Origin of the sequence: Flavobacterium sp. LM5 (assembly GCF_002017945.1) — a bacterium.
Lineage (GTDB): Bacteria > Bacteroidota > Bacteroidia > Flavobacteriales > Flavobacteriaceae > Flavobacterium > Flavobacterium succinicans.
In genome coordinates, this window is record NZ_MUFX01000002.1 from 419,968 (window position 1) to 434,334 (window position 14,367).

At 34.6% G+C, this 14,367-nt stretch carries 12 protein-coding genes; 5 read left to right on the forward strand and 7 right to left on the reverse strand.

The genetic code is table 11. The features are described from left to right. The first annotated feature begins 11 nt into the window (after positions 1-11). Complete coding sequence (locus tag BXU11_RS10265; RefSeq protein WP_078212534.1) at positions 12-2,189, forward strand: ATP-binding protein; 2,178 nt, start codon at positions 12-14, stop codon at positions 2,187-2,189. Here the strand turns inward: BXU11_RS10265 and BXU11_RS10270 are convergent. From BXU11_RS10270 to BXU11_RS10280, 3 genes are all read right to left on the reverse strand, one after another. Next, a complete protein-coding gene (locus BXU11_RS10270; protein WP_024981293.1) occupies positions 2,186-2,998 on the reverse strand; it encodes a purine-nucleoside phosphorylase in 813 nt (270 codons plus the stop codon). The two genes, BXU11_RS10265 and BXU11_RS10270, sit on opposite strands and share 4 nt — an antisense overlap. Next, positions 2,970-3,995, reverse strand: a complete 1,026-nt coding sequence (lpxK, locus tag BXU11_RS10275; protein ID WP_078212463.1) for a tetraacyldisaccharide 4'-kinase — start codon at positions 3,993-3,995, stop codon at positions 2,970-2,972. The genes BXU11_RS10270 and lpxK overlap by 29 nt, the downstream gene beginning before the upstream one ends. Positions 3,996-4,061: 66 nt before the next feature. Then, entirely contained in the window at positions 4,062-4,799 is a 738-nt protein-coding gene (locus tag BXU11_RS10280; protein ID WP_078212464.1) for a hypothetical protein, read from the reverse strand. A 233-nt stretch (positions 4,800-5,032) separates the two neighbouring features. On the opposite strand from BXU11_RS10280, the gene BXU11_RS10285 reads away from it, so the two are divergent. The 4 genes from BXU11_RS10285 (at position 5,033) to rluF (ending at position 8,719) form a co-directional block, all read left to right on the forward strand. Continuing rightward, positions 5,033-6,148 (forward strand): Nif3-like dinuclear metal center hexameric protein, encoded by a 1,116-nt coding sequence (locus BXU11_RS10285; RefSeq protein WP_078212465.1) that lies wholly within the window; start codon positions 5,033-5,035, stop codon positions 6,146-6,148. A 3-nt stretch (positions 6,149-6,151) separates the two neighbouring features. After that, positions 6,152-6,931 carry a zinc ribbon domain-containing protein gene (locus BXU11_RS10290; RefSeq protein ID WP_024981289.1) on the forward strand — a complete coding sequence of 260 codons (780 nt, stop codon included), beginning with the start codon at positions 6,152-6,154 and terminating at the stop codon, positions 6,929-6,931. Positions 6,932-6,967: 36 nt separating this feature from the next. Continuing rightward, positions 6,968-7,819, forward strand: a complete 852-nt coding sequence (locus tag BXU11_RS10295) for an alpha/beta fold hydrolase (RefSeq protein WP_078212466.1) — start codon at positions 6,968-6,970, stop codon at positions 7,817-7,819. An 87-nt stretch (positions 7,820-7,906) separates the two neighbouring features. Then, entirely contained in the window at positions 7,907-8,719 is an 813-nt protein-coding gene (gene rluF, locus BXU11_RS10300) for a 23S rRNA pseudouridine(2604) synthase RluF (RefSeq protein WP_078212467.1), read from the forward strand. Positions 8,720-8,872: 153 nt separating this feature from the next. On the opposite strand, the gene BXU11_RS10305 is transcribed toward rluF, so the two are convergent. From BXU11_RS10305 to BXU11_RS10320, 4 genes are all read right to left on the reverse strand, one after another. Continuing rightward, positions 8,873-9,799 carry a magnesium transporter CorA family protein gene (locus BXU11_RS10305; RefSeq protein ID WP_024981286.1) on the reverse strand — a complete coding sequence of 309 codons (927 nt, stop codon included), beginning with the start codon at positions 9,797-9,799 and terminating at the stop codon, positions 8,873-8,875. Between the two features lie 224 nt (positions 9,800-10,023). Next, on the reverse strand, positions 10,024-10,902 hold the full coding sequence (locus tag BXU11_RS10310; protein WP_078212468.1) for a bifunctional 5,10-methylenetetrahydrofolate dehydrogenase/5,10-methenyltetrahydrofolate cyclohydrolase: 879 nt from the start codon (positions 10,900-10,902) through the stop codon (positions 10,024-10,026). 94 nt (positions 10,903-10,996) lie between these two features. Then, a complete protein-coding gene (gene ffh / locus BXU11_RS10315) occupies positions 10,997-12,349 on the reverse strand; it encodes a signal recognition particle protein (RefSeq protein WP_024981284.1) in 1,353 nt (450 codons plus the stop codon). 313 nt (positions 12,350-12,662) lie between these two features. Continuing rightward, complete coding sequence (locus BXU11_RS10320; protein WP_078212535.1) at positions 12,663-14,357, reverse strand: MBOAT family protein; 1,695 nt, start codon at positions 14,355-14,357, stop codon at positions 12,663-12,665. Positions 14,358-14,367: the final 10 nt, after the last annotated feature.

Below are 14,367 nucleotides of genomic sequence, written 5' to 3' on the forward strand. Positions count from 1 at the left end.
TGATACAAAAATTGAAATACTTACTTCTTTTATTTTTTGCCAATAGCTTTTTATTGTTTTCAGCTACGCAATCGATAGATAGTATAAGTATTTATCAAGAGTGGTCAAATTACAATACTAAAATCAACAATTACTCAAAATCAGTACACTTTGCAAAAAAAGCTTTAAAATATAGTCAGTTAAGCAAAAATATTGAAGCACAAATTGAACAAAACTTTCTAGTTGGCAAACTGTATTTTGATTTAAAAAATTTTACAGAAGCGAGTGCTTACTTCGAACAAAGCCTACAGCTATCACTTGGAAAAGCATCAGATTTTAGAAAAATAAAGACGTATTATTTTCTTGGCTTTTGTGCTATTGAAAAAAAAGAATGGAAAAAGGCCGAGCAGTACTTCATGAATGCAGATCAAGCATCCGCATTGAACCCTACTAATCAAAAAAAAGTAACTCATTTGCTTAGTACTAAAGCAAAACTGTATTACTCCAAAAAACAATTTCAAATAGCCTCAGAAAACTTCAACCGAGTGCTATCTGAAGCTGATGTTGCGCTAGAAAAACACTACATAGAGGAAGCGTATTTATACTCCGGTTTCATCGCGATGCGCAACAAAAAATACAGTGCCGCCCAAATCTATTTTGCAAAAGCACATAGCATCAATCGTGCAACTAAAAACTTAATAAACAAACAAACGATTTTACTACAGCTAAGCAAATGCTATAAAGCTATGGGCAACAACGATCGCGCCTACTCATATTTGGAAGAATATTATTTACTCAAAATTCATTTATTACAAAAAATTAATGCCGCACAGAATTTAGAAAACTTCAAAAAATTCAAACAAGACCAAGAATACAAAGCCTCAATCAAAAAAAATAAAGACCGACAAAAAGAAGAAGATAATGATAAATATTCTAAAGTAATCAACATCTTAGCTATTGCATTGATCACTATTTTATCATTATTAAGTTTGTCATTATACAAAAACAACATCATCAGAACCGAGACTAATTCTCTTTTAAAAGAAAAAAACCAAGAATTAATTATCGCAAAAAACAATGCAGAAAAAGCTTCGAAAGCTCGTTCAGAATTTCTATCTACAGTAAGTCATGAATTAAGAACACCATTGAATGCTATAAATGGCATCACGCATTTACTTTTAGAAGAAAATCCAAAAAAATCACAATTAAAATACCTCAATTCACTGCAATTTTCAGGCAATTATTTAGCCACTTTTATTAATGAAATACTTGAGATCAATAAAATTGATGCCAACAAAATAGAATTAGAATACATTCCTTTTCAACTGAAAGAATTAGCAACCAACATACAGAGTTCACTGCAAAAATTTGCATTGACCAACCAAAATGAATTCATTTTAGAATACGACGAAAACATACCTGAACTTATCATTGGCGACCCTACAAAACTGTCTCAAGTTTTTCTGAATTTAATCAACAATGCCTTAAAATTCACTCATAATGGAAGAGTGACCATCGTAGTGAATTTAGTCGAATCCAATAACGAAAATTTAAAAATCAATTTTCAAATTATTGATACTGGTATCGGAATCCCTGAAGATAAACTGGCGTTAGTTTTTGAAAATTTCTCACAAGGATCCGTTGAAATCAACAGAAAGTATGGTGGAACAGGACTTGGACTAACCATTGTCAAAAAACTAGTACGAGTTTTAGGTGGCAAAATAAAACTCAAAAGCACCCCTGGAAAAGGATCAACATTTGAATTCACTCTTCCTTTCAAGAAAGCAGAAAATCTTGAAAAAGTACCCGAAAAAGTATTCAACTACGATGAGAAGAATTTTAAAAGTAAAAAAATTCTGTTGGTAGAAGACAATAAAATCAATCAAATGATCACCAAAAAAATGCTGGAAAACAAAGGCATTATTTGCTTGATTATTGATAACGGGGAAGGTGCGGTTCAACTAATGAACAATCCTGAACACGAGTATGACCTAGTATTAATGGATGTTCATTTACCAGGAATAAACGGAACAGCAGCAACAGCACAAATCAGAAAATTTGATTCAAAAACACCGATCATAGCTTTGACCGCAATTTCATTAGATGAGAATAGAGAAATGCTACTTTCTTACGGAATGAATGATGTGATTACCAAACCATTCATTCCAGAAGAATTTTATACAATTATTTCAAAATACTTACAAAATTAATACGTAATAATTAGTTCTCTGATCAATTCCCTAACTTTAGGTTCCGCTCCTTTGGCTGCTTCTAGTACTTCGTCGTGCGAAATGGTGTCAATACTATCCGCATCCCCCATATCCGTGATTACCGAAACACCAAAAGTCTCGACATCCATATGACGGGCTACGATAACTTCGGGCACAGTTGACATTCCCACACAATCAGCACCTAGAATTTTGACCATTTTGTATTCAGCCAACGTTTCAAAAGTAGGCCCTTGCAAACCTAAATATATTCCAATATGCACTTTGATGGCCAATTGTTCCGCCAAAGAAGCAGCGTGAGCAATCATTTTTCGGCTATAAGGTTCACTCATATTGACAAAACGAGGACCAAAACGTTCGTCATTTTTCCCACGTAAAGGATGCTCTGGCAAGAAATTGATATGGTCTTTCAACACCACTATTGAACCCACTTGATACTCTGAATTTACTCCTCCAGAAGCATTAGAAACAATCAATTTGGTTATACCTAAATATTTCATCACTCGAACAGGAAAGGTCACTTCCTTCATGGAATAGCCTTCGTAAAAATGGAAGCGCCCTTGCATTGCCACTACCTTTTTGTCCCCAATCGTTCCAAACACCAAGGCTCCTTTATGACCTTGAACGGTTGATACTGGAAAATTTGGAATTTCGGTATACGGCAAAGTGTACACAATTTCCATTTCTTCTGTAAAACTTCCTAATCCTGAACCTAAAATCACCCCATACTCAGGCGTGAAATTGATTTTATTTTGAATAAAACTAACGGTTTCTTGAACTTGTTCCCACATAATCTAAAATAGTTTGATCGAATTCTTTTTCATTACTGATAAAAGAACTTCGAATTGGTAAATAATATAATTGTTCGGAAAGAATGGAATCTTTCAATCGAACATAATCTTTTTCGGTAGTAATAATCTTTCTACCCTTGGCTTGCTTTTGAATAGCGCCAATTTCGCTTTCGCTAAAATGGTGATGGTCTGGAAATGTCAAACATTCATCATCCTCAGCTTTGAGATGCTCAAAAAAAGATGCTGGTTTTGCAATTCCTGCCAAAAGCAATTTGGATTCTTTTCCTAAATCAGCCAATTTTAGCTTGGTCTCTTTTGAGTAAACCGAATCCTCATAATCAATAAAGGTAAAATATAATTGCTGATTTTCGGCTAAATTGAGTTGGTTTTTTATCCTTATTTGCTCCGAGGCGGAAAGGTTTTTAGGACATTTAGTAACCACTACAATAGCTGCTCTTTCAGCTCCACTTCTACTTTCTCTTAAATTTCCAGTGGGCAATAGGTAATCATTAGCATAAATATCTCCGTAAGCCGTTAGTAGAATATAAAAACCTGCTTTTACTTTGCGGTGTTGATAAGCATCATCTAACAAAATAATTTCAGGAGATTTTTTTTGAGACAACAATTGTTCGATACCATTTTTCCTGTCAGCATCTACAGCTACTTGAATAGCAGGAAACTTTTGAAAAAACTGAAAAGGTTCATCTCCCAAAATCGCTGCATTTACAGATGAATCCGCTAGTAGAAAACCTTTAGATTGTCGCTTGTACCCACGACTCAAAGTTGCCACTCTATATTTGCTCAAAAGCAACCGAATCAAATATTCAATTTGTGGTGTTTTGCCCGTGCCACCAACACTTAAATTTCCAACAGCTATAATGGGCATTGAAAACGAATACGATTTTAAAATTCCAACATCAAAAAGAAAATTTCGGATAGTAGTAATAAAGCCATAAACAATAGCAAAAGGAAAAAGTAATTTTCGGAGTAATTTCATAGTACGAAATTAGAACAAAATATTAAAACATCCCCAAACAACAATCAATTTATAGCAACAATTGTGCTAATTTGAACTTGTTCTTCTTTCTGAATATTCTTTATGCTTTTTAAATAAAAAATCCAGCAAAGTCAATTCATTTTTATTAATAAACACCTTTTTAGACTCAGGATCTTCCGAACAAAAAACTAAAAAATTATCGATTTCCTGTTTTTCAAATTTCAATTTTTCTTTGAAAAAAGCGTCATTTAAACTGCTTAAAGCATATGATTTAAAATCTTCAATCGGTATTTTTTTAGTTTTTACATCATCAGGATTTTTAAATAGACTGATGATCTTTCTTCCTATCTCCATCAGATCTGCCCCATTAGTAATGGTACCATCATACACCGCAGGATTTTTAAGATTAGGGTTTTGTCTTGTGATTCGATATTCAGTCGCTTGTTCATAATTTAATTGTGGTACTTTAATTTTATTGTTTTTAACAACAACTTCATCTAATTCAATGGCAGAACGAAAAAGTTTCACAACAAATTTATTGGGTTGAAAACAAGCAGGAGTTATTACAATTTTTTTTAAAATATACTCTTTTGAGTAAAACGCCAAAACATCATTATTCTTACCAAAAATTTCAAAATAACCTTGACTATTTGTTTTGGTACTTTGTTCCGTATTCAAATTAATAACTTCAACGCTTATTGCGGCTAATGTGTCACTTACGACCCATCCTTTCAGCAAATTACTGGTTTGCGCACTTCCAAAACAGAAAAATAAGGCATTTAAAATCAATAGGAATTGCTTCATGATATAAATAATATTTAGACTACAAAAGTATCTAATTCCTGATTTATCTTTCAAAAATTATCTTAATCTACTGTTAACGAATACTTAAATATTCAAATCGGGTAAAAAAACGTTATTTACAACATTCTTGTATTTTTAAATAAAAATCTAAAAAGCAGTATATTTGTTTGCTATTACAAGTACTCCCGACCTTGATGAACGTAATTAGATTGAACTCAAAAATTAATTCCTGAATGAAAATAAAACAAATTCTATCCCTACTTGAAGAAATGGCCCCACTTGGTTATGCCGAAGATTTTGACAATGTGGGTTTATTAGTAGGCAATCCAGAAGACGAAGCCACTGGTGTTTTGGTTTGTCACGACGCCCTAGAAACCGTAATCACAGAAGCAATTAATAAAAATTGCAATTTGGTCGTGTGTTTTCACCCTATTCTTTTTTCGGGCATAAAAAAAATTACGGGCAAAAATTATGTTGAAAAAGCGATTCTAAAAGCGATTAAAAACGACATTGCCATTTATGCCGTCCACACTGCTTTAGACAACCATCCTGAAGGTGTAAATCAAATTTTCTGTAATGCATTGGGTTTAACAAACACTAAAATATTGATCCCAAAGCAAAATTATATACGCAAATTGATCACCTACACTATTCGTGAAAATGCCGATGCTGTTCGCAACGCTTTGTTTCAAGCAGGCGCAGGAACTATAGGCAATTATGATAATTGTAGTTTTAATTCTGAAGGAACCTTTACCTATAAAGGCAACGAAAACAGCAATCCTGTTGTGGGAGAAAAAGGCGTTTTATCAACAGGAACCGAAACCAAAATAGAAGTCGTTTTTGAAAAACATTTGCAATCCAAAATTCTAAAAGCACTATTTACTACTCATATCTACGAAGAAGTAGCTTACGAAATTTATGATTTGCAAAACAATTACCAAAAAATTGGCTTAGGAATGATTGGTGAACTTGAAGAACCGATGGAAGAATCTTCGTTTTTGCATTATGTAAAAGAAAAAATGCAAGCAGAAGGCATTCGGCATTCCGCTTTTTTAGGTCGTCCCATCAAAAAAGTAGCGGTTTTGGGTGGTGCAGGAAGTTTTGCCATTTCACAAGCCATACAAGCAGGAGCCGACGCTTATTTGACCGCAGATTTAAAGTATCATCAGTTTTATGAAGCGGAAAACCAACTCCTTTTGGCCGATATCGGACATTTTGAAAGTGAACGGTATACAAAAAATTATATTGTTGAGTATCTTCGAAAAAAAATCCTTAATTTTGCACCCGTCTCGCTACCAAGCGGAATCGTTTTATCAGAAGAAAATACAAATCCAGTTAAGTACTTATAGAATATGGCTACTACGAAAGAATTAAGTGTTGAAGAAAAGTTAAGAGCAATCTACGATTTACAACTTATCGACTCAAGAATTGACGAAATCAGAAACGTAAGAGGAGAACTTCCTTTAGAAGTAGAAGATTTAGAAGACGAAGTTGCAGGTTTAAGCACACGTACTGAAAAATTAAAGGGAGATCTTGAGGTGATCGAAGACATGATCAAAGCAAAGAAAAATGCTATTGATGAACACAAAGAAGCCATCAAAAAATACACCAAACAACAAGAAACAGTTCGTAACAACAGAGAATTCAACTCTTTGACCAAAGAAGTAGAGTTTCAAGAATTAGAAATTCAATTGGCTGAAAAGCAAATCAAAGAAATGAAGGCTTCTATCGAACACAAAAAAGAAGTAATCACCAATTCTAGAGAAAAATTAGAAGCAAAATCTTCTCACTTAAAACATAAAAAATCTGAGTTAGAAGCGATCATGGCTGAAACTCAAAAAGAGGAAGAGTTTTTAACTCAAAAATCAGCAGAATTTCAAGCAACCATCGAAGAGCGTTTATTAGCTGCCTACACCAGAATCAGAACAAGTGTTCGTAACGGATTAGCGGTAGTTTCTATTGAAAGAGGTGCTTCTGCAGGTTCATTCTTTACCATTCCACCACAAACGCAAGTTGAAATTGCTGCAAGAAAGAAAATCATCATCGATGAGCACTCAGGAAGAATCTTAGTTGATAGTGTCCTTGCTGAGGAAGAAAGAGAAAAAATGGAACAATTGTTCTCAACAATCTAAATCTAACAAGCCTCCTTTTTAGGAGGCTTTTTTGATATGAAAAAAACCGCACTTTATCTTTATATCAAATGCTTAGGTTTAGGACTAAATCTACTAAGTTTTGCGTTCCCAAAAAAAGCAACCAAAATTGCTTATGGTTTATTTAGCGAACCAAGAGCTGGGAAACTAAATAACGAACAACTTCCTGAGATTCTACAACAGGCACAATCCGAAAAAATAAGTTATAAAGACTCTTTTTTTCAAACCTATACTTGGAAAGGGAATGACACCATAATTTTATTAGTACACGGATGGGAAAGCAATGCTTCTCGTTGGGAAAAACTATTACCGTTCCTAAAAAAGTCTGGCAGCACTATTGTCGCTATTGACGCACCTGCCCACGGTCTGTCTAGTGGAAAAGAATTTAGTATTCCACAATATGCAGCATTCATTCATCTTGCGGTTCAAAAATTCAATCCTGATTACCTTATTGGTCATTCCATTGGAGGTCAAACGTGTTTGTACTACCAATCGATGTATCAAAACAAAGCGATAAAAAAAATGGTAATTTTAGGTGCTCCAAGTGATTTTACCATTATACTTTCCAATTTCATCAAATTATTACGACTCAATACTACCATTGCCAATAATATCGAGAATCACTATTTAAACCATTTTAAGCTAGACATTAATCAATTCTCAAGTCAACTGTTTGCTAAAAAAGTGGATACAAAAGGTTTTATTGCGCACGATACATTAGACCCTGTGGTTAAAATTGCAGAAGCTAAAAAAATTGCTGCCACTTGGAAAGATGCCATTTTCTATGAAACGAATGGTTTGGGACATAGTATGCACGACAACCAACTGTATCATAAAGTAAGTGTTTTTTTATTCGGAAAAGAAAACTAAGAATCCTCCCAAAACACAATTTTAATTATAAAAACAAACAATTGTATTAGTATCATAAACTGCTATTCAATTTTGTATTTTTGCATTATGGAAGAAAATCTAAAACGACTCAATAAATTCATTGGAGAAACAGGATATTGTTCTCGTCGTGAAGCCGATAAACTAATCGAAGAAGGCCGAGTAACCATTAACGGAGTTGTTCCTGAAATGGGAACCAAAGTTTCGCCTCAAGATGAAGTACGCATAGACGGTAAATTGATTACCGAAAAACATGAAAAACCAGTGTATTTAGCGTTCAACAAACCCGTAGGCATTGAGTGCACAACTAATCTAGAAGTTCGTAATAATATCGTAGATTATATTAATTACCCTAAACGTATTTTTCCTATTGGCCGATTGGATAAAGCCAGTGAAGGCTTAATTTTTATGACCAATGACGGAGATATTGTGAACAAAATTTTGCGTGCTAGAAACAACCACGAGAAAGAATATACAGTTACCGTAAACAAACCTATTACCGATCGTTTCATTCAACGCATGGGGAATGGCATACCCATTTTAGAGACCGTTACCCGAGAATGTAAAGTAGAACAAATCAGTAAATACATTTTCAAGATCATTTTGACTCAAGGTTTAAATCGTCAAATTCGAAGAATGTGCGAATATTTAGGCTATGAAGTAACTGCTTTGAAACGAATCCGAATCATTAATATCTCATTGGATATTCCAGTAGGACGCTACCGAGATTTGACCGATGCTGAGATTAAAGAACTCAATGCATTAATCGAACCTTCAAGTAAAACAGAAGAAGCCAGCTTACCCAAAGCTGAAGCTCCAAAACGAAGAGCCGAGTTCATCAAAAAAGAAGACCCTAGATTTAAGAGAAGAGGAGAATATTAAAAGTCTTTCTTATTTGTAAAAAACATTAGTCATAAATAAAGCCCGTTCTAAAAGAAGCGGGCTTTATTCATATACAACAAAACGGTTATTCGTTTGTTTGTTTGTTTGTTTGTTTCTTATCATATAAAAACAGAATCTGCATTTTGCGAACCATCAAAACCATCTTTTTTTCTTAAACAAGAACACGCCAAAAGTAGAGAGCAATACTGATACAAAAATCAAGATAAGCATTCCATAATTATTGTCTTCCAAATTATTAGGCACATTCATTCCATACAAACTTGCTATTACTGTAGGAATCATCAAAATAATAGAAATTGAGGTCATTTGCTTCATGATCGTATTCATATTATTGGATATTACCGAGGCATAAGCATCCATCGTACCCGTCAAAATATCACTATAAATATTAGTCATTTCTTGCGCTTGACGCAATTCAATTTCAACATCCTCTAATAAATCAAGATCATAGGTTTCTCTTTGAGCTTTTAAATTTTTCAATCTATGAAGCAAAATATCGTTACCTTTTAATGAAGTCACAAAGAAAACCAAACATTTCTCAATTTGAAGTAAGGCTTGTAATTCTTCGTTTTTGATAGACTTTTCCAAATTATCTTCTGCTAATTTTATCTTTTGATTGACTTGCTTTAGATATTTCAAATACCAAACACTAGAAGACAATAACAGTTTCAAAACCAAATCAAAATAATCTTTGACATTGTTGTTTTTACGTTGCGAATAGGCGACAAAATCAGTTAACATTTCTGTTTTATAAAAACTAATCGTAACACATATCTCCCCTTTAAAAACCACTCCAACTGGAATGGTATTAAATGGTAATTTTACATTATTTGTGTTTACTGGAATTCTGAGGATAATTAAGGTCCAGCCATTCTCGATTTCGATACGGGGTCTTTCATCAATATCCTCGATATCATTGTAGAATTCTTCTGGTACTTTAAGTTCTTCTAGTAGGTATTTTTTCTCTTCTTCTGTTGGACATTCAACATTAATCCAACAATTAGGAGTCCACTCTTTGGATTCAAACAATCCGTTATTGTTTTTGTAAAACGCTTTCATTTCAAAATTCTATAGGTTAAGTTATAGCTTCTTGAAATGATTTCAAGAGCTTTATTTCTTCAATTTTTCCGAATAATAATCGTCCATTGGGGCTAATTCTTTTAAGTTTTGCAAAAGTATTCTTTAATTTTTAAAAAACTGACCTATCGCAGAATTAATCAATACATTAAACAAAAAAACCTCAAACTTTCATTTGAGGTTTTAGAGTAGTATAGTATATTTTGTTATTTCATTCTCATTTTTCGGGCCAATAAAGTATTCTGTAACAACATAGCGATAGTCATTGGTCCCACACCACCCGGAACCGGAGTAATGAATGACGATTTTTTGCTAACCCCATCAAAATCAACATCGCCAGTAATTACATATCCTTTTGGATGTGAAGCATCAGCTACACGAGTAATTCCCACGTCGATTACTACTACTCCATCTTTTACCATATCGGCTTTTAAATAATTAGGAACTCCTAAAGCAGTGATAATGATATCCGCATTTTTAGTAAATTCCTCAATATTTTTAGTGCGGCTATGCGTTAAGGTTACTGTAGAATCGCCAGGATTTCCTTTACGACTCATCAAAATACTCATGGGTCGCCCCACAATATGACTTCTGCCAATAACCACAGTATGTTTGCCCACTGTGTCAACATTGTAACGTTTTAACAATTGCATGATTCCAAAAGGAGTGGCAGGAATAAATGTTTCCATATCCAGAGCCATTTTTCCGAAATTAGTAGGATGAAAACCATCTACGTCTTTGTCGGGATCAATCGCTAATAGGATTTTTTCTTCATTGATATGTTTAGGCAACGGTAACTGAACAATAAAACCATCTAAGTTATCATCTTCGTTTAACTCCTTGATTTTGGCTAACAATTCGTCCTCGGTAATGGTTTCAGACAAACTCACCAAAGTAGAATCGAAACCAATTTGCTGACAAGAACGCACTTTACTACCTACATACGTTAAACTCGCCCCATCATTTCCAACAATTACAGCAGCCAAATGAGGCACTTTCTCCCCATTCGCTTTCATTTGTTGTACTTCAATGGCGATCTCTTTCTTGATATCCTCTGATGTTTTTTTTCCGTCTAATACTTGCATTTTTTGTATTTAAATTTAGTTATGTTTGGTTTTGGTTGATGTAAATGACAAAGGTTTAAAAACTCATCTTACTGATTTTTTAAACCTTTGCTTTTTATCTTGGCATTCCTCCAGGCATCCCTTTCATGCCGCCCATCATTTTCATTAAATTCTTTCCGCCTGGACCTTGCATCATTTTCATCATTTTGCTCATTTGGTCGAATTGTTTCATCAATTGATTGACTTGCTCTACTTTGGTACCAGACCCTTTTGCGATTCTAATTTTACGCTTGGCATCAATTAGAGCCGGTTTACTGCGCTCGATTGGAGTCATGGAGTGAATGATCGCTTCAATATGTTTGAAGGCGTCATCTTCAATTTCGATATCTTTCATGGCTTTAGAGGCACCTGGTATCATTCCAACCAAATCCTTCATGTTACCCATTTTCTTTACTTGTTGAATTTGCGTTAAGAAATCATCAAAACCGAATTCGTTCTTAGCAATTTTCTTTTGTAATTTTCTAGCTTCCTCTTCGTTGAACTGCTCTTGTGCACGTTCTACTAACGAAACAACGTCACCCATCCCAAGGATACGCTCGGCCATACGTACCGGATAGAAGACATCAATCGCTTCCATCTTTTCGCCAGTTCCTACAAACTTAATTGGTTTATTGACAACAGTCTTGATAGACAAGGCCGCTCCACCTCGAGTATCACCATCTAATTTGGTTAAGATTACCCCATCAAAGTTCAGGCGATCGTTGAAGGCTTTGGCTGTATTCACCGCATCTTGACCCGTCATGGAATCCACTACGAAAAGGGTTTCTTGAGGCTGAATGGCTTTGTGAACACGTTCGATTTCGTTCATCATTTCCTCATCTACCGCTAAACGACCTGCGGTATCGACGATGACTACATTGAAACCATTGGCTTTGGCGTGTTGGATTGCGTTTTGGGCAATCTCTACAGGATTTTTGTTTTCTGGTTCAGAATATACCTCAACGGCTATAGAATCTCCAACAACATATAATTGTTGAATCGCTGCTGGACGATAAATATCACAAGCAACTAAAAGTACTTTTTTATTTTTTTTGGTTTGAAGATAGTTGGCTAACTTTCCAGAAAAGGTAGTTTTACCAGAACCTTGTAAACCTGACATTAAAATCACGGATGGATTTCCTGAAAGATTAATGCCGGCTACATCGCCACCCATTAATTCAGTTAATTCGTCTTTGACTAATTTTACCAATAATTGTCCTGGTTGCAAAGTCGTTAACACGTCTTGTCCGATGGCTTTTTCTTTTACTTTGGCGGTAAAATCTTTGGCAATTTTAAAGTTAACATCGGCATCCAATAAGGCACGACGTACTTCTTTTAAGGTATCGGCTACGTTGACTTCGGTAATTTTTCCGTGTCCTTTTAAAATATGAAACGCTTTATCTAACTTATCGCTTAAATTATCAAACATGATTTTCTATTTTTTTGAAATGCAAATATACTATAAAGGTTTAGAGGCACAAAGATTTGAAGTTTAAACTTTGTAGAATTTAGCCTTTTTTGAGCACAAAAAATGACTGTATAAAACCGCTAGATTTGATGGTTTTATAGGCACAAAGACAATCCAAAATGCAACTCTATAGCCCCGATTGCAGTGGAAATCCTTTTTTTGGACCTGACAGGTTTCTAAAACCTATCAGGTCTAAAAAAAGATTGTAACGGAAAGCGGGAAACTTGCCCATAAACAAGCCCTTTGTGCTGCTCCTAAAAAAAACAACAATGTTTTAAAACTGGAAATAAATAAAGGGGACTAATTCACTTGATGCCATTGCTGCGACCAACCAAAACGTAAGGGCGAGTACCAAAGCTTTCAATACCATGGGTAATTTATCAAACAATCCTTTTAAAGATTGGGTGATTTTTGCTGGTACAAAATGCAATACATACCCGATGGCAATCATTATGAAAACGTTTTGATAGCCTGAAATTACAATGGCCCATTGTTCCCAATTGAATTGTAAATCGCCTATTAAAGTAATCATGTCTATGGCGACTGAAAAATCTTTGGCTCTAAAAAAGATCCAACAAAAAACTACAAAATGAAAAGTCAGCAACACGGAAAGTACCGTAGTAATAGCTTTCCAAAAAGTGAATTTAGCGTTTTTGGGCGATGGAAAATAATCCGAAAATAATTTATTAATAGCTAATGCCACGCCATGTAAGGCGCCCCAAATGATGAATTTTAGACTTGCGCCGTGCCAAAATCCTCCTAGTAACATGGTGGTCATTAAGTTGACATTGGTATACAAGGTTTTTTGGCGGTCTTTGGCCAACAAAAATGTTAAGCAAAAAACAAGGAGCGATGCAATAGCAATGATGAATGGTATCGGGCTTGTGGCATAATAAAAAGTTGCCCATGTAATTAATCCTGCAAAAAACAAAACAGGAAACAAAAATCCTCCAATACTTCCTTTGCGGTTTCCTCCTACTGAAATATACAAGTAATCGCGCAACCAAGTGGAGAGCGAAATGTGCCATCTTCTCCAAAATTCAGTAATCGAGGCGGACTGATAAGGCGTTCTAAAGTTAATAGATAAACGGAATCCCATTAAGAGCGCGATTCCGATTGCCATGTCCGAATAGCCCGAAAAGTCACAATAAATTTGAATCGTATAGCCATAAGAAGCCATCAAGTTTTCGAAAGCGGTATAGCTTTTGGGTGCATCGAAGACGCGGTCGACAAAATTCAAAGATATATAATCCGAGATGACTGTTTTTTTGATTAATCCACCGATGATCAAAAAGATGGCCGAATCAAAATCTTCTCGTGAGAGTTTGATTTTGCTATAAATTTGTGGAATAAACTCAGAGGCTCGAACGATAGGCCCCGCCACCAACTGCGGAAAGAAGGATACGAAAAACATATAATCCAACATGTTCTTGGTGGGCTCCAGTTCTCGTCTATAAATATCGATGATATAACTCATAGATTGAAAAGTATAGAACGAAATTCCGACAGGTAAAATCACATCAATAAAATGAATTTGCCCTTCGAAAAGCAAATTATAATTATCAATTAAAAAATTAGAATATTTAAAATAGCCTAAAAATGATAAGTTAAAAATAACACTTATGATCAGAAAGAATTTACGGTAGCTTTCTTTTGTTTCTTCGTATAAAAATTTAGCCAAGGTATAATCGACTAATCCCGAAAAAACCAACAAACAAAAGTATATGCCACTGGATTTGTAATAAAAGAACAAGGAAAAAGCAAACACATAAATATGGCGATACACCCTAGTTTTGGCCTTGGTGGTCAAAATATAAATAGGATAAAACAACAAAAATAATCCTAAGAAAAAAGCGGTATTAAAAAGTATGGGTTCTTTGGGATTGAAGGTTATCCAATCTTGCACTCTTGCGGCATCAATAACGCCAAAAGTAGTATTCAACCAATTTGTTATATCTGAAAAAGTAATCAAAGTAATA